The organism is Streptomyces sp. NPDC037203 (assembly GCF_055605065.1).
The window spans coordinates 545,994-568,947 of sequence record NZ_JBVJUC010000003.1 but is presented as its reverse complement, the minus strand read 5'-3'; the positions used below and the strand labels follow the sequence as shown (position 1 = coordinate 568,947).

Genomic DNA, 22,954 nt, shown 5'->3' with positions numbered 1-22,954 from the left:
GTGTTGCAGCACCCGTCCGGCAGGGAAACCATCCCGGCATCAGGGGCGAAACGCCCATAGGGGAATGGGAGTCGAGGAACGCACGATGCGGCACCCCCAAGGATCGACCGCGCCGGACGAGTCGCTGGTGGTGACACTGCGCGAGCTGAAGGACCGTACGGGGCTGAGCCTGGCGGCACTGGCCGCGCGCACCCCGTACAGCAAGTCCGCCTGGCACCGCTATCTTTCGGGCGGCAAGCGACCGCCGCGGCCCGCGGTGGAGGACCTGTGCCGGCTGGCCGACGCCGATGCCACGGCCGTACTGGCGCTGTGGGAGGCGGCCGGGGAACCCACCGCCCCGGCCCCGCCCGAGGAAGGTCCCGGCCGGCGCTCGCCCTGGCTGCCGCTGTGGGTCCCGGTGTCCGTGCTCGCGCTGTTCGGCGCGGCCACGGCGGTGGCGGCGGCCGTGGCCCTGTCCGGACACCCGGAATCCGCGCCGGTGGCCCAGCCCCTGAGCGAGGTGCCGCGCTGCCACGGGGCCTCCTGCCAGGGCGAGTTGCCCGACGCCTCGGTGTGCGCCCACGACGCGCAGACCAGGAGCAGGGTCGCCGACCACGCCTATGCCGTACGGCTGCGCTACTCGCCGTCCTGCGGGACCGCCTGGTCGGAGGTGCGGGTGCGCGGGAGGCTGGCCCGCGAGGTGTCGGTCCGCGCGGGTGACGACATCCTCTCCGCGAGCTATCCGGCCGATGATGTGACCGGTGTCAACAGCCCCATGCTGCCGGTGGGTTCGCCGCAGGGCGTGGAAGCGTGCGCCGAGGTGGGCGGGAAGGTGGCGTGCACCGGCCTGGACGCGGACGGGCCGCCCGTCCAGGAGCACTGAACGCACCGGCCGGGCGGCGGCTCGCCGGGAGGCCGGGGCACCCCGTTCAGGGGAACCGGGGCCGGAAGGCGCGTGAGGGGGCCGGGATCGGTCGACATCTTCTGCCGTGACCGCCGTAGCCCTGCCCTTCATCGCGCCGATGCTCGCCACCCCCGGTTCGCTGCCGCCCGCCGCGCAGGACGCGCGCTGGGCGTACGAGACCAAGCAGGACGGGCAGCGGGTGATGGTCTATCTGCCCGGTGACGGCAGCCTGGTGCTGCGCGCCCGTTCGGGCGAGGTGATCACCGGGGCGTATCCCGAACTGGCGCCGCTCAGCGGCGCGCTGGGCGCCCTCCCCGCGATCCTCGACGGCGAGGTGCTGGCGCTGGACGCGGACGGCCGGGCCGACTTCCAGCTGCTCCAGAGCCGGATGGGCCTCGCCCACGCGCCCGCGCGGGCCGCGCGCCGGGCCGCGCAGGTGCCGGTGCACCTGGTGCTGTTCGACGTGCCGTACCTGGTCGAGCCGCTGCTGCGGCAGCCGTACGCACGGCGCCGCGCCCGTCTGATGGACCTGGGCCTGTCCGGGCCGTACTGGTCGACGCCGGGCGCGGTCACCGGGCACGGCGCGCGGGCGCTCGCGGCCACGCGGGAGCACGGCCTGGAGGGCCTGGTGTGCAAGCGGCTGGACTCGGTGTACGAGCCCGGCGTGCGCTCGCGCGCCTGGATCAAGATCCGCAACATGCGCGCCGAGGACGTGATCGTGGGCGGCTGGCTGCCCGGCAGGGGGCGGCTGACCGGGCTGCCCGGCGCGGTGCTGGTGGGCCAGCGGGACGCGGCCGGCCGGCTGCGGTACGTCGGCGGGGTGGGCACCGGCTGGAGCGAGGCGGAGCGCACCCGGCTCGCGGAACTGCTCGCGGACGCGGCGAGCGGGCACTGCCCCTTCGAGCCGGCGCCGCGCGTACCGGGCGCCCGCTGGGTGCTGCCCCGGCTGGTCGGGGAGGTCGGCTACAGCACGCGCACCCGCTCGGGCCTGCTGCGTCAGCCGTCCTGGCTGAGGCTGCGTCCCGATCTCTCCCCGCAGGACTCGGCGGCGGACCTGCCCCCGCACCTGGCATGAGACCCGCAGGACTCGGCGGCACAGCCGCCCGCGGGTCCGGCCGGAGGTCCGAAGGTCTATCGTGTGCGCATGCCGGTTCCCGAACTGATCCGAATCGTCTCCCGCGACTCGCCCATGGCCCTGGCCCAAGTGGAGCGGGTCCGCGCCGAGTTGGCCGCCCTGCATCCGGGGGTGCGCACCGAGGTCGTCCCCGTGAAGACCACCGGCGACAAGTGGCTCGGGGATCTGGCGCGGGTCGAGGGCAAGGGGGCGTTCACCAAGGAGGTGGACGCCGCCCTGCTGGCCGGCGCGGCGGATCTCGCGGTGCACTGCCTGAAGGACGTGCCCGCCGACCGGCCGCTGCCCGCGGGGACGGTGTTCGCCGCGTTCCTGAAGCGGGACGACATCCGCGACGCGCTGGTGCACCCGGACGGCCTCACCCTGGACGAGCTGCCGGCCGGCACCCGGATCGGCACCTCCGCGGTGCGCAAGATCGCCCAACTGGCCGCCACCCACCCGCACCTGGAGTGCGTGCCGTTCCGCGGCAACGCCAACCGCAGGCTCCGGAAGCTGGCCGACGGCGAGGCGGACGCGCTGCTGCTCGCGGTGGCCGGCCTGGAGCGCATCGGGCGCACCGATGTGATCAGCGAGGTGCTGTCCCCGGAGACGATGATGCCGCCGATCGGGGCGGGCATCCTCGCCCTCCAGTGCCGCCAGGACGACACCGAGCTGATCGACGCGGTCAGCGGGCTCGGCGACCCGGACACCCACCGGGAGGCGACGGCCGAGCGGATGTTCCTGCATGTGCTCCAGGGCCACTGCAACAGCCCCATCTCCGGATACGCGCACGTGGACCGCAGCGGCGAACTCTCCCTGCGGGCCTGCGTGTTCACCCCCGACGGCAAGGTCAGGCTGAACGCCCACGAATGGGCGGGCCGGCTCGACGCGGCCACCCTCGGCACCTCGGTCGCGGTGGCGCTGCTGCGGCAGGGGGCGCGGGAGATCATCGACGGCATCCCGCACTGAGCGGGCGGCTCCGGGGGCGCCCGCCCTCGCCGCCGGTGAGGCCGCCCGGTTGCTCACCCGGTTCCCCGCGCCCGTCCGGGGCACCGCACGCGCGGCCGGGGCTCAGGCGGTGCCGGGTTCCGTCTGCTCCTTCAGGAAGGCGCTGACCTGGTGGGCCAGGTCGCCCTGCCCGGTGCCCACGGGGGCGGCCTGCGCGGTCGCCTCCTGGACGCCGGTGCCCCCCGTCCACAGCCGTCGGTCGGTCCACTCCTCGTCCACCCGCAGCTGCACCTGGATGTCCACATGGGTGAGCGCGGCCTCGGGCGCGGCGGCGTAGAGGACGGCGGTGGCCCGGCGCAGCGGGTAGACGTCGAAGCCCTCGATGAACTGGGAGTTGCGCCAGTCGATGAACGCCCCCTCGCCGTCCGTACCGACCCGGACGTCGACCTGGCCGTCCTCCAGATGGACGCCGAAGTGCCGGGTGCCCCGGTTCTCGACCGTCACCCGGACGCTGAAGTACGTCAGGCCGGCCGCGGCGTCGTCGCGTCCACGCGGGGGTTCGGCGGCCTCCAGGCGGTGGACGCGGACCCGCAGACCGGCATGCTCCTCGTACTCCTGCCAGTCACCGACCACGTTCGGCTCGTACACAGCGCCCCTCTCGACCCCGAGTGTCTATCTGTGGGCTCAGTGCACTGTCAAATGAGCGGAATGCACCGTGGCCAGGGGGTTCGCGCCCTTTGATCGGCGATCAAGCGCTGCCCAGGAGGAATCCCTCCGCCTCCCCTTCCGGGCGGGCCGCGGTGCGTGCCGCACATCACGTTCTCGGCATGATCACCGGGCCAGCCGGCCGAGCAGCGAGGAGGCCGCGGTGATGCCGAGCGCCGCGGCGATCGCCAGCACCCCGAAGTCGGCGCCGAGATGCGCGGGGGTGCCCAGCAGCAGCCCGCGCAGCGCGTCGACTTGGTAGCTCAGCGGGTTGACCTTGCTGACGGCCTGGAGCCAGCCCGGCATCACGGAGACCGGGTACAGGGCGTTGGAACCGAAGAACAGCGGCATGGTGATCGCCTGCCCGAAGCCCATCAGGCGGTCGCGGCTGAGCACGATGCCCGCGATGGTCATGGAGAGGCAGGAGAAGAACACCGAGGCGAGGATCACCGCGAGGGCGACGCCGAGCAGCTTCAGCGGGTTCCAGGTCAGGGCGACGCCGAGCAGCGCGGCGATGACGATCACGACGATCGCCTGCACCAGCGACTTCACACCGGCCGCGAACGCCTTGCCGGTGATCAGCGCCGAGCGCGGCGTCGGGGTGACCAGCAGCTTGTTCAGGATGCCGGCGTCCCGCTCCCAGATGATCTGGATGCCGTAGAAGATCGCGATGAACATGGCGGACTGGGCGATGATGCCGGGCGCCATGTAGTCGATGTACGGGATGCCGCCGGTGGGTATCGCCCGGATCCGGGTGAAGGTCTGACCGAAGATCAGCAGCCACAGGGCGGGCTGGACGGCGCGGGTGTACAGCTCGGTGCGGTCGTGGCGCAGCTTCTGCAGCTCCACGGTGCACATGGCGAGCACCCGCGCGGGCAGCAGCCGCCACCCGGCGCGCGGCACCGGGGGGCTGAGCAGCAGCGCGGTGTCCTTGCCGAGGGTGCGGTCAGCCGACGCGGCGTGCGGTGCGGCGGGTGCTTCGGACCTCACGGAAACCTCCTCCGGTGTTGTCGTCGAGGCCGCTGCCGGCGACGTCGCGGAAGACGTCCTCCAGGGTGGGCAGGGTCTCGGTGCCCTTGCGTTCGGCGAGGCCCCGGCGCAGTTCCTCCGGGGTGCCGAGGGCGCGGACGCGGCCGCGGTGCATCAGTCCGACCCGGTCGCAGTACTGGTCGGCCTCGTCCATGTAGTGGGTGGTGACGAGGACGGTCATGCCGGTCGCCTCGCGTACGGCGTTGATGTGCTCCCACACGCCGGTGCGGGCGATCGGGTCCAGGCCGATGGTCGGCTCGTCCAGGATCAGCAGCCGGGGGGCGCTGACCAGGGCCTGGGCGAGTTCGAGCCGGCGGACCATGCCACCGGAGTAGGTGCCGGCGAGCCGGTCGGCGGCATCGGAGAGATCGACGGCGGAGAGCGCCAGTTCCACGCGGGCGGCGCGCTCGCGGCGCGGCACGTCGAAAACTCGGGCGAACAGGGCGACGTTCTCGCGGCCGGTGAGGCCGCCGTCGGCGGACAGCTGCTGCGGGACGTAGCCGAGCAGGCGGCGCACGCCCATGCGCTCCCTGGCCGCGTCGTGCCCGAAGACGCGGACCATGCCGGCGGGGACCGGCAGCAGGGTGGTGATGCAGCGGATGGCGGTGGTCTTGCCGGCGCCGTTCGGCCCGAGCAGCCCGAAGACCTCGCCCTCGTGGACGCCCAGGTCGAGATCGTCGACGGCCTTGGTCTCGCCGAAGGCGTAGACGAGCCCGGTGCAGCTGACGGCCTCGGCGACGGCGGTGCCCGCCTCGGCCGTGGCGGTGGCCGCCGGTGCCGGGGTGGCGGCTGCCGGTGCCGGGGTGGCGGACGCGTCCGCCGGGTCGGTCGTCATGATGGCGTGCCCTCCGTCCAGGGTCCCTCGGGCGCGGCGTGCGCCCCGGCCGGCGCGGTCACGGGCGCCGGCCGGTGGTGTCCGCCGGTGCCGGGATCCGCGTCGTCCTCGTGCAGCAGGTCGGCGAGCCTGCGCAGGGCCGGCAGGGCCGCGCGCAGGGCGTCGTGGTCGGCTCCGTCGAGGCGGGCGAGACGCCCGCCGACCAGCTCGGCGCGGCGGCGGTGCCAGTCCTCCAGGCGCTTCTCGGCGACCCCGGTCAGCCGCAGGCGCGCGGCCCGCCGGTCGGCCGGGTCGGTCTCCCGCACCAGGTACGCGTCCCGCACGAGCTGATTGACCAGCGTCGAGACGGAATTGCTCGCCAGGTGCAGCTCCTTGGCCGCCTCCGAGACGCCGATCCCCGGCCGGGACTCGACCAGCCGCAGCAGTTCCACCTCGGCACCGCGCAGCCGGGGTCCGGCCAGGCCGCCCCGCAGCCGGCGCCGGATCAGCCGCTGGATGCCGACGAGCGCGTCGGTCAGCTCCGCCGGGAAGGTCTCGGGCTCGCCGGGCGGCGCGTCGCCGCCGGGCCCGCGTATCGCTTCTTCTTCCACGCCTGGAGATTACCTCTGCTACAGAGCTATCACCCCTCCAGCAGCCCCAAGATGCGGTCAAGCGAGCCCAGTCGCTCCTATGGTTTATCCCGTTATGAGACGAATTGTTTTGTGATGTCCATGAGCGGGAAAACCCCTTTATGTGCTTCGGACCGGAGGCACTTCCGTGGGAGCCGGCCCGAGTGGGCCTGACGCCCCCGAGTCCCCTTCCGTGACCGAGTGCGCGCGCTCCCACGGTGTCTGTCCAACCGGCACCGGCGAGAGAGGTGCGCGCGATGCGTGTCACTGGCAGCACCCAGCCCAGGTCCCGCCCCCATCCCCATGACGACGCGCCCGACACGGGCGAATGCTTCGCGCGGCTCGCGCAGCTGCCCGAGGGCCCTGAGCGCCACGCGCTGCGGGACGAACTGGTGCGGCTGTGGCTGCCCATGGCGGAGCGGATCGCCGTACGGTTCCGCGGTCGCGGGGAGTCCCTGGAGGATCTCTACCAGGTGGCCGCCCTGGGTCTGGTGAAGGCCGTCGACCATTACGACCCGGAGCGCGGCCGCGCCTTCGAGGCGTACGCGGTGCCCACCATCACCGGTGAGATCAAGCGGCACTTCCGGGACCACATGTGGACGCTGCATGTGCCCCGCCGGGTCCAGGACCTGCGCAACCGGGTCCGTACGGCCGTCAAGGAGCTGTCCCAGTCCACGCCGGGCCGGGCGCCCACCGTGGCCGAGATAGCCGAGTACACCCGGCTGGACGAGGACGAGGTGCGCGCCGGGATGGAGGCGCTGGAGTGCTTCTCCGCGCTGTCCCTGGACGCAGAGGTGGCGGGCACGGACGGCTACGCCCTCGGTGACTCGCTGGGCGGCCCCGACCCCGGATTCGACCTCGTGGTGGACCGGGCGGCCGTCAAGCCGTGTCTCGCCGCACTGCCGGAGCGCGAGCGGACCATCCTCTACCTGCGGTTCTTCGGCGGGATGACGCAGAGCCGGATCGCGCAGCAGCTGGGGATCTCGCAGATGCACGTGTCGCGGCTGCTGAGCGGGTGCTTCGACCGGCTGCGCGAGGAACTGCTCTCGGAGACGCGGTGAGGCCCTGGTCCGGGCGGGCCCCGGCCGGCTCCAGGCGTCCTCCGGCCGGATCGGCTCGGCGATGTCGCGCAGCCTGACGTGGGTGTCCTCCGAGACATCCCGCGGCGCGGCCGCCTGTCCCGCCGCCACCGGGGGTACTCGACAGGCGCCCCACCCGATTCCGGCCGGACACTGGAGCCAGACCGGTGCCCGCCGGCACCAGAGAGCAGGACGTTACCGAACATGAACCGAGAAACCCCTGTCAGCGACGGAGCGCGCGGTTCCGGGAACGGGTCGCGGGGGCGGGAGATCATCTCCACGCACTCCGTCTTCGGCGCACCGTGCTGGGTGAGCCTGACCAGCCGCGACCTCCAGGCCACCCAGGACTTCTACACGGCCGTGCTGGGCTGGCGCTGGCGCGGCGCGAAGCTCGGCGAGCACTTCCGGGTCGCGCTGGCCGACGGGGTGCCGGTGGCCGGGATCGCCGCGGTGGCCTCGATGTGGCAGATGGCGGTGGCGTGGACGCCGTACTTCGCGGTGCCGGACGCGGATGTCGCGGTGGCGCGGGCGCGGGAGCGGGGCGGTACGGCGGCGGTCGGGCCGCTCTCCTTCCCGCCGGGCCGGGCCGCGCTGCTCGCCGACCGCGACGGGGCGACGTTCGGGATCTGGCAGGGGGAACTGGTCTCCAACTGGGAGGCCTGGCGGCGCGCGGCCCCCACGTTCATCCGGCTGCACACCCGCGACGCCTTCGACTCCGCGATCTTCTACGGCGAGATCCTCGACTGGGCGTCGGGGAAGCCGGGGTGCTGCGAGGTCGAGTACGACGGCGACGAGGTCGTCCTGCGCAGCCAGGGCGACGCGGTGGCCCGGATCGACTCGGGCGCGGTGGAGGCCGCCCCGGACCCCTCCGTCCGCCCGCACTGGCAGATCCACTTCGCGGTGTCGGACGTGCCCGGCTGTGCCCGCACGGCGGAGAAGCACGGCGGCAGCGTCCTGAAGGAGGACGAGACGGAGGCGATCCTGCGGGACGCGGACGGCGCCCAGTTCACGGTGACATCCCGCCGGACCCGCTGACCCGGCCCGCGCCCTGAAGGGGCGCGGGGACCAGCGGGGCCGGCCCCATCGGACCCGCAGATCCGCACGACCCGTCGGACGAGCGGACCCGGACCGCCGCCACAACCCCCCTAGGGCCCTTCTTCCGGATCTTGCCGGGGTCGCGGGGCCTGGTACGCACATCTGCGGCGTTGTCGTCGGTCGTCGACGCTCCGCGTCGCCTCCCTCCTCCGCCTTGCATCTGCACGCACCAGCCCCCGCTCGGCTCGGCCGTACGGCACCGCCAACCCGAGCCGACCTGATCCGGAAGAAAGGCCCTAGCCGTCCACCTTCGACGCCCGCGTCAACAGCACCAGACTCCGCGCCTCCACCCGCACCCGCGTTCCCGCCTTGTGTTCCCGCTCGTCCGGCGTCCCCTCGGCGTCGGCGGTGTCGATCAGCGCCGTCCAGTGCTCCCCGAACGTCTCGTCCGGCAGCCGGAAGACCACCGGTTCCCAGTAGGCGTTGAGGAGGAGCAGGAAGGAGTCGTCGACCAGCCGGCGCCCGTACGCGTCCCGTTCGGCGATCGCGTCGCCGTTGAGGAAGACCCCGACGGAGTGGGCGTCGCCGCGCTGCCAGTCGCGGTCGGTCATCTCGCGGGCGTCCGGACGCAGCCACATCAGGTCCGGCAGCGGCTGCTTCGCGTTCGTCGCGGTCTCGCCGCGGAAGAAGCGGCGCCGGCGCAGCACGGGGTGCGCGGCGCGCAGCGCGATGAGGGTGCGGGTGAAGTCCGCCAGGTTCCGCTGCTCGCCGCCGAGTTCCCAGTCCACCCAGGAGATCTCGTTGTCCTGGCAGTACGCGTTGTTGTTGCCGCGCTGGCTGCGTCCGAGCTCGTCGCCGTGGCAGAGCATCGGGATGCCCTGCGAAAGCAGCAGCGTGGCAAGGAAGTTGCGCTGCTGGCGGCCCCGCAGTTCGAGCACGGCCGGATCGGTCGTGTCCCCCTCCGCGCCGCAGTTCCAGGACCGGTTGTGGCTCTCCCCGTCCCGGTTGTCCTCCCCGTTGGCCTCGTTGTGCTTGTCGTTGTACGACACCAGGTCCCGCAGCGTGAACCCGTCGTGCGCGGTGACGAAGTTGACGCTCGCCCGCGGCCGGCGCCTGCTGTGCTGGTACAGGTCGGAGGAGCCGGTCAGCCGGGACGCGAACTCGCCGAGGGAGCCTGGCTCGGCACGCCAGAAGTCCCGTACGGCGTCCCGGTAGCGGCCGTTCCACTCCGACCACAGCGGCGGGAAGTTGCCGACCTGGTAGCCGCCCTCCCCCACGTCCCAGGGCTCGGCGATCAGCTTGACGCGGCTGATCACCGGGTCCTGCTGGATCAGGTCGAAGAACGCCGAGAGCCGGTCCACCTCGTGGAACTGCCGGGCCAGCGTGGCCGCGAGGTCGAAGCGGAAGCCGTCGACGTGCATCTCGGTGACCCAGTACCGCAGCGAGTCCATGATCAGCTGAAGCACGTAGGGGTGACGCATCAGCAGGCTGTTGCCGGTGCCCGTGGTGTCGTAGTAGTGCGCCCAGTCCCCGTCCACCAGGCGGTAGTAGGAGGCGTTGTCGATGCCCCGGAAGGACAGGGTGGGGCCGAACTCGTTGCCCTCGGCGGTGTGGTTGTAGACCACGTCGAGGATGACTTCGAGGCCGGCCGCGTGCAGCGCCTTCACCATGGCCTTGAACTCGTTGACCTGCTGGCCGCGGGTGCCGAAGGCGGCGTAGGAGTTGTGCGGCGCGAAGAAGCCGATGGTGTTGTAGCCCCAGTAGTTGGACAGGCCCCGGTCCTGGAGCACCCCGTCCTGCACGAACTGGTGCACCGGCATCAGCTCCACCGCCGTCACCCCGAGCGAGGTCAGGTGCTCGACGACGGCGGGGTGGGCGAGTCCCGCGTAGCTGCCGCGCAGCCGTTCGGGGACGTCCGGGTGGGTGCGGGTCAGCCCACGCACATGAGCCTCGTAGATCACGGAGTCGGCGTACGCGGTGCGCGGCGGCCGGTCGTCGCCCCAGTCGAAGTACGGGTCGGTGACCACGCCCAGCATGGAGTGCCCGGCGCTGTCGGCGGGCGCCGGTCCGTCGGGCGAACGCTCGTACAGGGAGGCGTGGTTGTCGATCTGGCCGTCCACGGCGCGGGCGTACGGGTCGAGCAGCAGCTTTCTCGGGTTGCAGCGGTGGCCGAACGCGGGCTGCCAGGGGCCGTGCACCCGGTAGCCGTAGCGCTGGCCGGGCGCGATGCCGGGCAGATAGGCGTGCCAGACGAAGCCGTCGACCTCGTGCAGCCGGACGGGCGTCTCCCGGCCGCGGTCGTCCACGAGGATCAGGTCGACCCGTTCGGCGACCTCGCTGAACAGCGCGAAGTTGGTGCCCTGTCCGTCGAAGGAGGCGCCCAACGGGTAGGGCTGCCCGCTCCAGACGGGCAGCCCCTTCCGGGTGGTGCGGGCGCTCACCGGCTGCCCTCCAGGGAGTCGTCACCGGCGGCGGGTGCGGCCAGGACGGCCACCCGGCGCCGGCGCGGCTCGTTCAGGCCCGTGCTGATGAACGGCTCCGGCGGCAGCGGCACCAGCGGCACCCGTTCGCCGGCACGGGCGCGCTGCGAGAACCAGATGATCTTGCTTCCGGACTCGGCGGCGCAGCAGCCCCAGCCGTCGCTCATCGCGGCGATGTCCGCGAGGCAGGCGCGCAGATCCTGGTCCGGGCGCAGCTCGGGGTCGTCGTCGCCGAAGGCGGTGATCAGGTGCTGGCCGTTCCACCACATCTCGATGGAGGTGTGCTTGTCGCGGGCGTGCTGATCGATCGCCCGCAGCAGCAGTTCGGCGCCGCGGCAGACGGGGGCCACGAGATTGTCGAGGTCCCAGTGGCGGAGGTGGGCGGCCAGGATGCGGCTGACCTGTCCCACCCGTTCCGGGCTGACTTCCACGTCGAGGTGGTAGTAGCAGGGCACTGCGGTCTTCATCGTCGCTTGCTCCTCACCGGCGAAGCTCTCGCTCCCCTCGCCCTGTCCGGGAGGGATCCCGGACACTCAGCGTGAGCGGTGATCGCTTCTGAGTCATCTCCCACGGTGCGGTCGCTACGCCATTCGTGCAACACGAGCACACACCACTCCCGCTGGTTGAAGATCCAACAAGACGCTGCGTCCTCGCCCGTGCACCATGAGTGAAAGCCTCGATCGCCGTAACGGCGCCGTGCCCACCCCTGCGCGGACGCCACCCGACCGTCGGGAACGCGCCCAGTCGAGAGCGTGGAGGGTGAAACAGGGCCATGCTGCTACCCGCCAAGGCCGAAGTGGCCCGGCAGTTGCGGCGTTACCGGGCGTGGGAGCGCGTGATGCTCGCCTCGCCGTACGACCGCACGGTCCGGGCCACGTTCGAGGACTCGGGGTACACCTTGTGCGTTCTGATGGGCAAGCGCTGTGCCCGCGAGGCGGCGGAGGCGGCGGAGCGGTATCTGCGCACGGGTCCGGTCGGCTACCTGCGCGAGCAGGACGGCCGGCCGACGTCGCGCCGTTCGGCGCGAAGGGCGCCGGCTTCGGAGCGGCGTTCCACGGCGCCGAGCTCCTGAGCTGGCACCGTACAAGGCGTTCCCTTCGGGGACCGGCACGGGCCGGCCCCGCTCTCGGATCGCGAAGCCGGGCCGGTGCCCGGCTTCGCGCACGGCGGAGGTGAGATACATGCGCAGGACCCCGGCCATCGGCCGTGTACCGGTACGTGACGTCCGGCCGGCCGTGGAGTGCGGCAGGCGCCCGGCGAAGGCGGTGGCCGGGGAGACCTTCCAGGTCACCGCCACCGTGTTCCGGGAGGGGCACGACGCCGTCGGTGCCAATGTGGTCCTGCGCGATCCCACGGGCCGGCGCGGCCCCTGGACCCCGATGCGCGAGGTGTCCCCCGGCAGCGATGTGTGGGGCGCGGAGGTCACCCCGGACGTGACGGGCCGTTGGACCTTCCGGGTGGAGGCGTGGAGCCATCCGCTGGCGACCTGGCGGCACACTGCCTCGGTGAAGGTGCCGGCCGGCATCGACACCGGGCTGGTCCTGGAGGAGGGCGCCGAGCTGTACGAGCGCGCCACCGCCGGTGTGCCCAAGGGTCCGGAGCGCGATCTGGTGGCGGGCGCGGCCCGCGCCCTCGGCGACGACTCCCTGTCCATCCACGAGCGCCTGCGGCCCGCGCTCTCCCCGCGGGTGCGGGAGGTCCTGGAGCGTTATCCGCTGCGGGAGTTGGTGACCGCGTCCGATCCGATGCCGCTGCTCGTGGAGCGGGAGCGGGCGCTGTACGGCTCCTGGTACGAGTTCTTCCCGCGCAGCGAGGGCACGGCCGAGCGGCCGCACGGCACGTTCCGTACCGCGGCGCGGCGGCTGAAGCCGATCGCGGAGATGGGCTTCGACGTCGTCTACCTGCCGCCCATTCACCCGATCGGCCGGACCTTCCGCAAGGGCCCAAACAACTCCCTCACCGCGGGTCCGGACGACGTGGGGGTGCCGTGGGCGATCGGCTCCCCGGAGGGCGGGCACGACGCGATCCACCCGGACCTCGGCACCATCGAGGACTTCGACCACTTCGTCGCCGAGGCAAGGGGGTTGGGTCTGGAGGTCGCCCTGGACTTCGCCCTGCAGTGCTCCCCCGACCACCCCTGGGTGCACAAGCACCCGGAGTGGTTCCACCACCGCCCCGACGGGACGATCGCCTATGCCGAGAACCCGCCGAAGAAGTACCAGGACATCTACCCGATCGCCTTCGACACGGACATGGACGGCCTGATCGCGGAGACGGTCCGGGTGCTGCGGCACTGGATGGAGCACGGGGTGCGGATCTTCCGGGTGGACAACCCGCACACCAAGCCGGTGGTCTTCTGGGAGCGGGTCATCGCCGAGATCAACCGCAAGGACCCGGACGTGATCTTCCTGGCGGAGGCCTTCACCCGCCCGGCGATGATGCACACCCTGGCGCAGATCGGCTTCCAGCAGTCCTACACCTACTTCACCTGGCGTGAGACGCGTCAGGAACTCACCGAGTACCTGACGGAGTTGACCGGCGAGGCCGCGGCCTACATGCGGCCCAACTTCTTCGCCAACACCCCGGACATCCTGCCCGGCCACCTCCAGCACGGCGGTCGCCCCGCCTTCGAGGTCCGGGCCGTGCTGGCCGCGACCCTCTCCCCCTCCTGGGGCATCTACAGCGGCTACGAGCTGTGCGAGAACACCCCGCTGCGGGAGGGCGGCGAGGAGTACCGCGACTCCGAGAAGTACCAACTCAGGCAACGCGACTGGGAATCGGCCGCACGCGAAGGCCGCACCATCGCACCGCTCATCACCCGGCTGAATGCCGTCCGCCGTGCACACCCGGCGCTACAGCGCCTGCGCAACCTCCGTTTCCACCGGACCGACAACGACGCCGTGCTCGCCTACAGCAAGAGCACGGGGCCGGACACGGTCATCGTGGTCGTCAATCTCGACCCGCACCACGCCCAGGAGGCCACGGTCTCGTTGGACATGCCGCAACTCGGCCTGGACTGGGACGCCGACCTGTCCGTACACGACGAACTGACGGGCGAGGCGTACCACTGGGGCAGGACCAACTACGTGCGCCTCACGCCGGGCCGCGCGCCGGCGCACGTGCTCCATGTCCAGCGGTCGACGCACCGGAACGGAGGGCCCGCAGCGCCATGACCGTGAACGAACCCGTACTGGACACCTTCGAGGACACCCCCGCCCGCGACCGTGACCCGCAGTGGTTCAAGCGCGCCGTCTTCTACGAGGTCCTGGTCCGCTCCTTCCAGGACAGCAACGGCGACGGCGTCGGTGACCTCAAGGGCCTGACCGCCAAGCTCGACTACCTCCAGTGGCTCGGCGTGGACTGCCTGTGGCTGCCGCCGTTCTTCAAGTCGCCGCTCAGGGACGGCGGTTACGATGTCGCCGACTACACCGCCGTCCTCCCCGAGTTCGGCGACCTCGCCGACTTCGTGGAGTTCGTGGACGCCGCCCACCAGCGCGGTATGCGCGTGATCATCGACTTCGTCATGAACCACACCAGCGACCAGCACCCGTGGTTCCAGGAGTCCCGCAAGGACCCCGACGGCCCCTACGGCGACTACTACGTCTGGGCCGACGACGACAAGCAGTACCAGGACGCCCGCATCATCTTCGTCGACACCGAGGCGTCCAACTGGACCTACGACCCCGTGCGCGGCCAGTACTACTTCCACCGCTTCTTCTCCCACCAGCCGGACCTCAACTACGAGAACCCCCTGGTGCAGGAGGAGATCCTGGCCGCCCTGAAGTTCTGGCTCGACCTCGGCATCGACGGCTACCGGCTGGACGCGGTCCCCTACCTCTACGCGCAGGAGGGCACCAACTGCGAGAACCTGCCGGCCACGCACCAGTTCCTGAAGCGGGTGCGCCGGGAGATCGACGCGGGCTACCCGGACACCGTGCTGCTCGCCGAGGCCAACCAGTGGCCCGAGGACGTGGTCGACTACTTCGGCGACTACGAGCGCGGCGGCGACGAGTGCCACATGGCGTTCCACTTCCCCGTCATGCCGCGCATCTTCATGGCCGTACGGCGGGAATCGCGCCACCCCGTCTCCGAAATCCTCGCCAAGACGCCCGCGATCCCCTCGGGTTGCCAGTGGGGCATCTTCCTGCGCAACCACGACGAGCTGACCCTGGAGATGGTCACCGACGAGGAACGCGACTACATGTGGGCCGAGTACGCGAAAGACCCCCGCATGCGCGCCAACATCGGCATCCGCCGCCGCCTCGCCCCGCTCCTCGACAACGACCGCAACCAGATCGAGCTGTTCACCGCCCTGCTGCTCTCCCTGCCCGGCTCGCCCATCCTCTACTACGGCGACGAGATCGGCATGGGCGACAACATCTGGCTCGGCGACCGCGACGCCGTCCGCACCCCCATGCAGTGGACCCCCGACCGCAACGCCGGCTTCTCGACCTGCGACCCCGGACGGCTGTACCTGCCCACGATCATGGACCCGGTCTACGGCTACCAGGTCACCAATGTCGAGGCGTCGATGTCCTCGCCGTCCTCGCTGCTGCACTGGACCCGGCGCATGATCGAGATCCGCAAGCAGAACCCCGCCTTCGGACTCGGCTCCTTCACCGAGCTGACCTCGTCCAACCCGGCGGTGCTCGCCTTCCTGCGCGAGTACGAGGACGACCTGGTGCTGTGCGTGCACAACTTCTCCCGCTTCGCCCAGCCCACCGAGCTGGACCTGCGGGCCTACGACGGCCGCCATCCGGTGGAGCTGATCGGGGGGGTGCGCTTTCCCGCCATCGGTGAACTGCCCTATCTCCTCACCCTTCAGGGCCACGGCTTCTACTGGTTCCGGCTCACCCGAGTCGCATCCCGCATCGGCCGCCGCCGCTGAGCGCACGGCGCCGGGGAAAGGACGCGTCACCATGCCGAAGACCATCACCCTCCGGCCGAGAACCGCGGCCGGTACCGACGGTCCCCTCGCCTCGCTCGGCGGGCTGCTGCGCGAGTGGCTGCCGCGCCAGCGCTGGTTCGCGGGCAAGGACCGGCCCGTGACCGATCTGTCGGTGCTCAGTGTGACCGAGCTGTTCCCCGGATGTCTGCATCTGCTGGTGCACGCCTCGCACGCGCCGGTGCCCACCCCCGGCGGCACTGCCCCGCCGGGCGACTGCTACCAGCTGCTGCTGGGGGTGCGCGAGCAGCTCGCGCCGCGCCTGGAGCGGGCGCTGATCGGGCGGGCCACCGCCGGGCCGCTGGCCGGGCTCGCGGTCTACGACGCGCTCTACGACCCGCGCTCGGCGAGCCTGCTCCTGGAGCGGCTGCGCCGGCCGGGCAGCGCGGGCCCGCTGCGCTTCGGGGCGGACCCCGCCGCCCCGGTGCCCGGTGGCCTGCCGCCGCGGCTGCTGGACGCCGAGCAGTCCAACACCTCGCTGGTGTACGGGGACGCGTACATCCTCAAGCTGTTCCGGCGCATCCAGCCGGGCGTCAACCCGGACCTGGAGGTGTCGGCGGCGCTCGCCGCGCAGGGCTGCACCCGCGTGCCCGCGCCGGTCGCCTGGTTCACCACCAGCGCACCGCGCCCGGCCACGCTCGGGGTGCTCCAGCCGTTCCTGCCGGACGCCACCGACGGCTGGACGCTGGCGCTGGGCGCGCTCGCCGCGGGCGACGACTTCACCGCCGAGGCCCGTGAGCTGGGCCGCGCCACCGCCGAGGTGCACCTCGCGCTGGCCGAGGCGTTCCCGCCGGCCGGGCCCGGCGAGAACGGGCGGACCACCGAGGCCATGTGCGCACGCCTGGAGGCCGCGGCGCACGCCGTGCCGGGCCTCAAGCCCTACGTGCCCGGTCTGCGGGCCGCGTTCGGGGCGCTCGCCACCTGCGACACCGGGCCGCCCGCCCAGCGCATCCACGGCGATCTGCACCTCGGGCAGGTGCTGCGGGCCGGCCGCGACTGGTTCGTCATCGACTTCGAGGGCGAGCCGTCCAGGCCGCTGGCCGAGCGGCGGGCCCCCCAGTCCCCGGTGCGGGACGTGGCGGGGATGCTCCGCTCCTTCGACTACGCGGCCCGGCAGCGCCGCCCCTGGCGACCCGAGTGGGCGCGCCGCTGCCGGGAGGCGTTCTGCGCGGGCTACGCGGCCCGCGCGGGCTGGGATCCACGCAAGAAGCACGCGCTGCTGCGCGCGCACGAGACGGACAGGGCGGTGTACGAGGTGCTGTACGAGGCGAGACACCGGCCGGACTGGCTGCCGGTACCCATGGCCGCGATCAAGCGGCTCGCGGTGTGGGGAGGCTGACGGCATGGCACTGCGCGACACGTCGCCCCCCGAGACCGCGGGCCCCGGACCGGCCGCGGCCACCGCGCTGGACCCCGCCGAGCGGGACCGGCTGCTCGGCGGCCGGCACCACGATCCGCACGCCCTGCTGGGCGCCCACCCGGTGCCGGGCGGCACCCTGTTCCGGGCCCTGCGCCCGAACGCGCGGGCGGTGAGCGTCCTGGTCGACGGGATGGCCAACCCGCTCGTCTCCGAGGGCGGCGGGCTGTTCTCGGCCGTACTGCCCTACCCGCAGATCCCGCCGTACACGCTGCTGGTGACGTACGACGAGGACGAGCGGGAGGTGCACGACCCGTACCGCTTCCTGCCCGCCCTGGGCGAGCTGGACCTGCATCTGATCCGCGAGGGCCGGCACGAGCAGCTGTGGCAGGCGCTCGGCGCGGAGCCGATGACCCACGAGGGCGTGGCCGGCACCCGGTTCACCGTGTGGGCACCCAACGCCCAAGGGGTCCGGGTGGCCGGGGACTTCACGTTCTGGGACGGCACGCAGTACCCGATGCGCTCGCTCGGCGCGTCCGGGGTGTGGGAGCTGTTCCTGCCCGGTGTCGGCGAGGGCGACCGCTACAAGTTCGAGATCACCTCCCGCTACGGCCACCGGTTCCTCAAGGCCGACCCGATGGCCCGGCGCACCGAGGTCCCGCCGGACACCGCCTCGATCGTGACGGTCTCGCACTATGCGTGGGGCGACGAGCAGTGGATGGCGCGCCGCGGCGACATCCCGGTGCACGAGGCGCCGTTCTCGGTGTACGAGGTGCATCTCCCGTCCTGGCGGCCAGGATTGACCTACCGTCAGCTCGCGGAGGAACTGCCCGCCTACGTCGAGGAGATGGGCTTCACGCACGTGGAGCTGATGCCGGTGGCCGGGCATCCGTTCAGCGGCTCCTGGGGCTACCAGGTCACCTCGTACTACGCGCCCACGCCCCGGCTCGGATCGCCGGACGACTTCCGGTACCTGGTGGACGCGCTGCACCGGGCGGGCATCGGCGTGATCATGGACTGGGTGCCGGCGCACTTCCCCAAGGACGACTGGGCGCTGGCCCGGTTCGACGGGGACCCGCTGTACGAACCCGGCAACGCGGCGCGTGCCGAGCACCCCGACTGGGGGACGTACGAGTTCGACTACGGCCGCACCGAGGTGCGCAACTTCCTCGTGGCCAACGCCGTGTACTGGTGCGAGGAGTTCCATATCGACGGGCTGCGGGTGGACGCCGTCGCCTCCATGCTCTACCTCGACTACTCGCGGGACTCCGGGCAGTGGGAGCCCAATGTGTTCGGCGGGCGCGAGGACCTGGACGCGGTGGCGTTCCTCCAGGAGATGAACGCCACGGTCTACCGGCGCTGCCCCGGTGTGGTGACCATCGCCGAGGAGTCCACCGCCTGGGACGGGGTGACCCGGCCGACCGACGGCGGCGGTCTCGGGTTCGGGCTGAAGTGGAACATGGGCTGGATGCACGACTCCCTCCAGTACATCCAGAAGGAGCCCGTGCACCGCAAGTACCACCACAACGAGATGACCTTCTCGATGGTGTACGCCTACAGCGAGAACTACGTGCTGCCCATCTCGCACGACGAGGTGGTGCACGGCAAGCGGGCACTGGTGTCGAAGATGCCGGGCGACTGGTGGCAGCGGCGCGCCAACCACCGCGCCTACCTCGGCTTCATGTGGGCCCATCCGGGCAAGCAACTGCTGTTCATGGGCCAGGAGTTCGCGCAGGGCGCCGAGTGGGCGGAGCAGCAGGGGCCCGAGTGGTGGCTGCTGTCCGGCGACTACCACTCCGCCGGCGACCACCGGGGCGTGCAGGCGCTGGTGCGGGACCTGAACGCGCTGTACCGGGCGACCCCGGCGCTGTGGCAGCGGGACACCGATCCGGGCGGCTTCCGCTGGGTGCTGTGCGACGCGGCGGAGGACAACGTCTTCGCGTTCCTGCGCTTCGCGGCCGACGGCACCCCGCTGCTCGCGGTGTCGAACTTCTCCCCCGTGGTCCGGGAGGACTACCGGCTGGCGGTCCCCGAGGAGGTGCCGGCCTGGCGGGAGCTGCTCAACACCGACGACGTCGGCTACGGGGGCGGCGGGGTGCCCGTCGGCGCGCCGGGGACGCTGGAGCCGGCCGGCGACGGCCTGCGGCTCACGCTGCCGCCGCTGGCCACCGTGTTCCTGGGGCCGCTGCGCTGAAGGCGCAGGTGTCGGCGCCCCCGACAGGGGCAGTCGGGGGTCATAGACAACCCTGGCTGCCCCTGGTCACAGGGCGGAAAGGCGGCACCGAGTGCGCACCGTCGGAGTGGAGGAGGAGCTTCTTCTGGTCGACCCGGACAGCGGGGACCCGAAGGCGCTGGCGGCGCCCGTGCTCGCACGGGCCGACCGCGACGATCCCGGACAGGACGTGTTCGAGAAGGAACTGTTCGGGCAGATGCTGGAGTTCGCCACGCATCCGCAGTCGGACATGGCGGACCTCGGCGACGAGATCGTGCGCTGCCGCAAGGAGGCGGCCCGGCATGCCGAGCAGATCGGCTGCACGGTCGCCGCGCTCGCCAGCTCGCCGCTGCCGGTGAGCCCCTCCCTCACCATGAACGACCGCTACCAGTGGCTGGCCGACCGGTACGGCGTCGGCACCCGCGAGCAGCTCGTCTGCGGCTGCCATGTCCATGTGTCGGTGGAGTCCGACGAGGAGGGCGTGGCGGTCCTGGACCGGTTGCGGCCCTGGCTCCCGGTGCTCACCGCGATCAGCGCCAACTCCCCCTTCTGGCAAGGCCATGACAGCAGTTACGCGAGCTATCGCAGCCGGGTGTGGTCGCGCTGGCCGTCGGCCGGGCCGACCGAGCTGTTCGGCTCGCCCGAGCGGTACCACCGGCGGGTGGCGGACATGGTGGCCACCGGGGTGATCCTGGACGAGGCGATGGTGTACTTCGACGCGCGGCTCTCCGCCCGCTATCCGACGGTCGAGGTGCGGGTCTCGGACGTATGCCTGCACGCGGACACCGCACTGCTCGTCGCGACCCTCGCCCGCGGCCTGGTGGAGACGGCCGCGCGGGACTGGCGCGCGGGCCGCCCGGCGCCGGACCACAGCGTGAGCCTGCTCAGGCTCGCCTCCTGGCAGGCGGCGCGCGAGGGCATCGAGGGGGAACTGCTCGACCCGTCGACCCTGCGCCCCCGGCCCGCCGCGCGGGTGCTGCGCTCGCTGCTCGATCTGATCGGCGACGCGCTCGACGGCAGCGGGGACGCGCACCGCGCCGAACAGGGCGTCGAGGAGCTGCTCCGGCACGGCAACGGCGCGCGCGTGCAGCGCCGGCTGGTGGAGCGCGGCGGCACCCTGCGGGACGTCGTCACGGAGTGCGTGCGGCAGACGCAGGCGTGATCAGGCGGACCGCGCGGCCGCGGTCAGTGGATCAGGACCAGGGCGTACACCAGGAAGAACGCGGCGAACACCACCACCAGGGCCAGGATCAGCGCCAGCGGCGCCTTGGCCCAGCCGCGCTGGGTGGCGCCCGGTTCGCGGACCGCGGCCTGGGGCATGCTGCTCTCCGCGGGCGGGGTCTCGCCGGGCGGCACCGAGCCACCGGGCTCGAGTCCGGTGGTGCGTTCGGGATCCGGATCGGGGTTCACATGGCTCATGTCGGGATTCATGTCCCCCGAGTCCCCCGCGGGCGCCCGCCTCACCAGTCGATCGCGGCTGCGCTCGCACCGGCCGACAGGGTGGTGTGCCGCGTCGGGCGTCCGAGGGTCTACGGTGTCCTGCGGAGCCGTTCGCGCCGCGCAACAGGCTGCTCGCAGCCGGTGAGGCCGGCCCGTGGGGCGGGGAGACGGACGGATATCCGGCCCGGCTGTGGGAACCCGCAGCGCAGCGAGAGATCAGCGACGACGACCGTCCTGGCCGCACGGGGCAGCACAGGCTCCTCGCGGCCGAGGCCGGGGGATGCGGAGATGGCGACGGAGCCGCGTGGGGACGAGACACCGCCTTCGGAGGAGACGTACGAGCGCCAGTTCTCCTTCGCGGGGGAGCTGCGCAACGTCACGGAGGCGCGGCTGGCCGCGGAGGACTTCCTGGGCGGACTGGCCCGGATCGCGCCGCCCGGCGAGCACGAATACTGGGACGACATCCTGCTGGTGGTGACCGAACTCGCCGCCAACGTCATCCAGTACGCGCCCGGTCCGTTCGGCCTGCGGATGCGGCGCACCTTCGACGGGGTGCACGTGACGATGCACGACACCAGCACCACCAAGCCGGAGCCGCGGCCCTTCCACCCGCGCACGGGTGGCGGCGGCATCGGCTGGCATCTGGTGCACACGCTGTGCACCCAGGTCAGTGTGGTGGTGCACGACGAGGGCAAGGACATCCATGTGTTCCTGCCCTGGTGAGGGCGGCGAGGTGTAACGCGGCGTCGTCCGGTTACTCCACCGCGTGCCGCACCCGACTGGCGCAGCGGCGCGGGGCGCGGTGGGATCGGAGTTGGTGCGCAGCGCTCCGGGGCATGTGAACGGAGTCGAGCCGGACCGCCGTCCGGAACCGCAGAAAGGGATGGACACCGTGACACGACCCAGGATCCTGGTGGTCGGCGCAGGCTTCGCCGGAGTCGAGTGCGTCCGCCGCCTGGAGCGGAAACTCGCCCCCGACGAGGCCGACGTCACCCTGGTGACGCCCGTCTCCTACCAGCTCTATCTGCCGCTGCTGCCCCAGGTCGCCTCCGGTGTGCTCACACCGCAGTCGATCGCGCTCTCCTTGCGCCGCAGCAGGCGCTACCGCACCCGTATCCTGCCGGGCGGCGCGATCGGGGTGGACCTGAAGGCCAAGGTCTGCGTGGTCCGCACCATCACCGACAAGATCGTCAACGAGCCGTACGACTACATCGTGCTGGCGCCGGGCAGCGTGACCCGCACCTTCGACATTCCGGGCCTGACCGAGCACGCCTTCGGCATGAAGACGCTCGCCGAGGCCGCGTACATCCGCGATCACGTCATCTCCCAGCTGGATCTCGCCGACGCGAGCGATGATCCGGCCGAGCGGGCGGCGCGGCTCCAGTTCGTGGTGGTCGGCGGCGGGTACGCCGGCACCGAGACCGCCGCCTGTCTCCAGCGGCTCACGCACGCCGCCGTGCGGCGCTATCCGCGCCTGGACCCCGGTCTGATCCGGTGGCACCTGATCGACATCGCGCCCAAGCTGATGCCCGAGCTGGGCGACAAGCTCGGCCGCAGCGCGCAGGACATCCTGCGGCGGCGCGGCATCGACGTGTCCCTCGGGGTCTCGATCGACAAGGCCGGGGCGGAGGAGGTCACCTTCACCGACGGCCGGGTGGTGCCGACGCACACCCTGATCTGGACCGCGGGGGTGGTGGCCAGTCCGCTGATCGCGACGCTGGGCACGGAGACGGTCCGCGGCCGGCTCGTCGTCGACCCCGAGCTGACCGTGCCGGGGCAGGACGGGGTGTTCGCGCTCGGCGACTCGGCCGCGGTGCCCGATCTCGCCAAGGGCCAGGAGGGCGCGGTGTGCCCGCCGACCGCGCAGCACGCCTCGCGCCAGGGCAAGCGGGTCGCCGAGAACGTCATCGCGACCCTGCGCGGCGAGCCGCTCCAGCCGTACCACCACAAGGACTTGGGCCTGGTCGTGGACCTCGGCGGCAAGGACGCGGTGTCCAAGCCGCTCGGCATCGAGCTGCGCGGGATGCCGGCGCAGGTGGTGGCCCGCGGCTACCACTGGTCGGCGTTGCGGACCGGCGTGGCCAAGGCGCGGGTGATGACCAACTGGACGCTGAACGCGCTGGCCGGCGACGATTTCGTGCGCACCGGCTTCCAGGCCCGCAAGCCCGCCCGGCTGAAGGACTTCGAGTTCACGGACTCGTATCTGACGCCGGAGCAGGTACGGGCGCGGGCCGAGGGCGGCGTCGGCAGCTCCTGAGGTGACGCGGATCTCCCCTGGCCGCGGCGC

20 protein-coding genes are annotated in these 22,954 nt (G+C 72.2%); 13 read left to right on the top strand and 7 right to left on the bottom strand.

Going from position 1 to position 22,954, the window contains the following annotated elements:
• The first annotated feature begins 85 nt into the window (after positions 1 to 85).
• The 3 genes from ACZ7EC_RS11760 (at position 86) to hemC (ending at position 2,963) form a co-directional block, all read left to right on the top strand.
• Positions 86 to 862: a helix-turn-helix domain-containing protein gene (locus ACZ7EC_RS11760; protein ID WP_471061161.1), complete on the top strand. Its 777-nt coding sequence runs from the start codon at positions 86 to 88 to the stop codon at positions 860 to 862.
• Positions 863 to 1,001: 139 nt separating this feature from the next.
• Positions 1,002 to 1,958 (top strand): ATP-dependent DNA ligase, encoded by a 957-nt coding sequence (locus ACZ7EC_RS11755; RefSeq protein ID WP_471062039.1) that lies wholly within the window; start codon positions 1,002 to 1,004, stop codon positions 1,956 to 1,958.
• A gap of 63 nt (positions 1,959 to 2,021) precedes the next feature.
• The gene (gene hemC, locus ACZ7EC_RS11750) at positions 2,022 to 2,963 is read left to right on the top strand and encodes a hydroxymethylbilane synthase (RefSeq protein WP_471061158.1); all 942 of its coding nucleotides are present in this window, start codon (positions 2,022 to 2,024) and stop codon (positions 2,961 to 2,963) included.
• A 102-nt stretch (positions 2,964 to 3,065) separates the two neighbouring features.
• Here hemC and ACZ7EC_RS11745 read toward each other — a convergent pair whose 3' ends face one another.
• From ACZ7EC_RS11745 to ACZ7EC_RS11730, 4 genes are all read right to left on the bottom strand, one after another.
• Positions 3,066 to 3,590 carry a hypothetical protein gene (locus ACZ7EC_RS11745; RefSeq protein WP_471061156.1) on the bottom strand — a complete coding sequence of 175 codons (525 nt, stop codon included), beginning with the start codon at positions 3,588 to 3,590 and terminating at the stop codon, positions 3,066 to 3,068.
• A 183-nt stretch (positions 3,591 to 3,773) separates the two neighbouring features.
• On the bottom strand, positions 3,774 to 4,637 hold the full coding sequence (locus tag ACZ7EC_RS11740; RefSeq protein WP_471061153.1) for an ABC transporter permease: 864 nt from the start codon (positions 4,635 to 4,637) through the stop codon (positions 3,774 to 3,776).
• Positions 4,594 to 5,511 carry an ABC transporter ATP-binding protein gene (locus tag ACZ7EC_RS11735; protein ID WP_471061151.1) on the bottom strand — a complete coding sequence of 306 codons (918 nt, stop codon included), beginning with the start codon at positions 5,509 to 5,511 and terminating at the stop codon, positions 4,594 to 4,596. Before ACZ7EC_RS11735 ends, ACZ7EC_RS11740 begins: the two co-directional genes overlap by 44 nt.
• Complete coding sequence (locus ACZ7EC_RS11730; RefSeq protein WP_471062037.1) at positions 5,508 to 6,086, bottom strand: MarR family winged helix-turn-helix transcriptional regulator; 579 nt, start codon at positions 6,084 to 6,086, stop codon at positions 5,508 to 5,510. The genes ACZ7EC_RS11735 and ACZ7EC_RS11730 overlap by 4 nt, the downstream gene beginning before the upstream one ends.
• A gap of 290 nt (positions 6,087 to 6,376) precedes the next feature.
• On the opposite strand from ACZ7EC_RS11730, the gene ACZ7EC_RS11725 reads away from it, so the two are divergent.
• Positions 6,377 to 7,180: an RNA polymerase sigma factor SigF gene (locus ACZ7EC_RS11725; RefSeq protein ID WP_471061148.1), complete on the top strand. Its 804-nt coding sequence runs from the start codon at positions 6,377 to 6,379 to the stop codon at positions 7,178 to 7,180.
• A gap of 222 nt (positions 7,181 to 7,402) precedes the next feature.
• Positions 7,403 to 8,233, top strand: coding sequence for a VOC family protein (locus ACZ7EC_RS11720; protein ID WP_471061145.1), 831 nt, complete (start codon positions 7,403 to 7,405; stop codon positions 8,231 to 8,233).
• Positions 8,234 to 8,529: 296 nt separating this feature from the next.
• On the opposite strand, the gene glgX is transcribed toward ACZ7EC_RS11720, so the two are convergent.
• Together glgX and ACZ7EC_RS11710 are read right to left on the bottom strand one after the other, a co-directional pair.
• On the bottom strand, positions 8,530 to 10,674 hold the full coding sequence (glgX, locus tag ACZ7EC_RS11715) for a glycogen debranching protein GlgX (protein ID WP_471061142.1): 2,145 nt from the start codon (positions 10,672 to 10,674) through the stop codon (positions 8,530 to 8,532).
• Positions 10,671 to 11,180 carry a pep a2 gene (locus ACZ7EC_RS11710; protein WP_471061140.1) on the bottom strand — a complete coding sequence of 170 codons (510 nt, stop codon included), beginning with the start codon at positions 11,178 to 11,180 and terminating at the stop codon, positions 10,671 to 10,673. Before ACZ7EC_RS11710 ends, glgX begins: the two co-directional genes overlap by 4 nt.
• Before the next feature lie 305 nt (positions 11,181 to 11,485).
• Between ACZ7EC_RS11710 and ACZ7EC_RS11705 the strand changes: the two genes are divergently transcribed.
• From ACZ7EC_RS11705 to ACZ7EC_RS11680, 6 genes are all read left to right on the top strand, one after another.
• Positions 11,486 to 11,785 carry a DUF5133 domain-containing protein gene (locus ACZ7EC_RS11705; RefSeq protein WP_471061138.1) on the top strand — a complete coding sequence of 100 codons (300 nt, stop codon included), beginning with the start codon at positions 11,486 to 11,488 and terminating at the stop codon, positions 11,783 to 11,785.
• Between the two features lie 109 nt (positions 11,786 to 11,894).
• The gene (locus ACZ7EC_RS11700) at positions 11,895 to 13,886 is read left to right on the top strand and encodes an alpha-1,4-glucan--maltose-1-phosphate maltosyltransferase (protein WP_471061135.1); all 1,992 of its coding nucleotides are present in this window, start codon (positions 11,895 to 11,897) and stop codon (positions 13,884 to 13,886) included.
• A complete protein-coding gene (treS, locus tag ACZ7EC_RS11695) occupies positions 13,883 to 15,601 on the top strand; it encodes a maltose alpha-D-glucosyltransferase (protein ID WP_471061132.1) in 1,719 nt (572 codons plus the stop codon). The genes ACZ7EC_RS11700 and treS overlap by 4 nt, the downstream gene beginning before the upstream one ends.
• 31 nt (positions 15,602 to 15,632) lie before the next feature.
• Complete coding sequence (locus ACZ7EC_RS11690) at positions 15,633 to 16,997, top strand: maltokinase N-terminal cap-like domain-containing protein (RefSeq protein WP_471061129.1); 1,365 nt, start codon at positions 15,633 to 15,635, stop codon at positions 16,995 to 16,997.
• Positions 16,998 to 17,001: 4 nt separating this feature from the next.
• Positions 17,002 to 19,209 (top strand): 1,4-alpha-glucan branching enzyme, encoded by a 2,208-nt coding sequence (gene glgB, locus ACZ7EC_RS11685; protein ID WP_471061126.1) that lies wholly within the window; start codon positions 17,002 to 17,004, stop codon positions 19,207 to 19,209.
• A 91-nt stretch (positions 19,210 to 19,300) separates the two neighbouring features.
• Positions 19,301 to 20,389 carry a glutamate--cysteine ligase 2 gene (locus tag ACZ7EC_RS11680; protein WP_471061122.1) on the top strand — a complete coding sequence of 363 codons (1,089 nt, stop codon included), beginning with the start codon at positions 19,301 to 19,303 and terminating at the stop codon, positions 20,387 to 20,389.
• 23 nt (positions 20,390 to 20,412) lie between these two features.
• On the opposite strand, the gene ACZ7EC_RS11675 is transcribed toward ACZ7EC_RS11680, so the two are convergent.
• A complete protein-coding gene (locus ACZ7EC_RS11675) occupies positions 20,413 to 20,646 on the bottom strand; it encodes a DUF6480 family protein (protein WP_471061119.1) in 234 nt (77 codons plus the stop codon).
• Between the two features lie 309 nt (positions 20,647 to 20,955).
• Between ACZ7EC_RS11675 and ACZ7EC_RS11670 the strand changes: the two genes are divergently transcribed.
• Both ACZ7EC_RS11670 and ACZ7EC_RS11665 read left to right on the top strand, forming a co-directional pair.
• Complete coding sequence (locus ACZ7EC_RS11670) at positions 20,956 to 21,390, top strand: ATP-binding protein (RefSeq protein ID WP_471061116.1); 435 nt, start codon at positions 20,956 to 20,958, stop codon at positions 21,388 to 21,390.
• 160 nt (positions 21,391 to 21,550) lie between these two features.
• Positions 21,551 to 22,924, top strand: a complete 1,374-nt coding sequence (locus ACZ7EC_RS11665; protein ID WP_471061113.1) for an NAD(P)/FAD-dependent oxidoreductase — start codon at positions 21,551 to 21,553, stop codon at positions 22,922 to 22,924.
• The last annotated feature ends 30 nt before the right edge of the window (positions 22,925 to 22,954 follow it).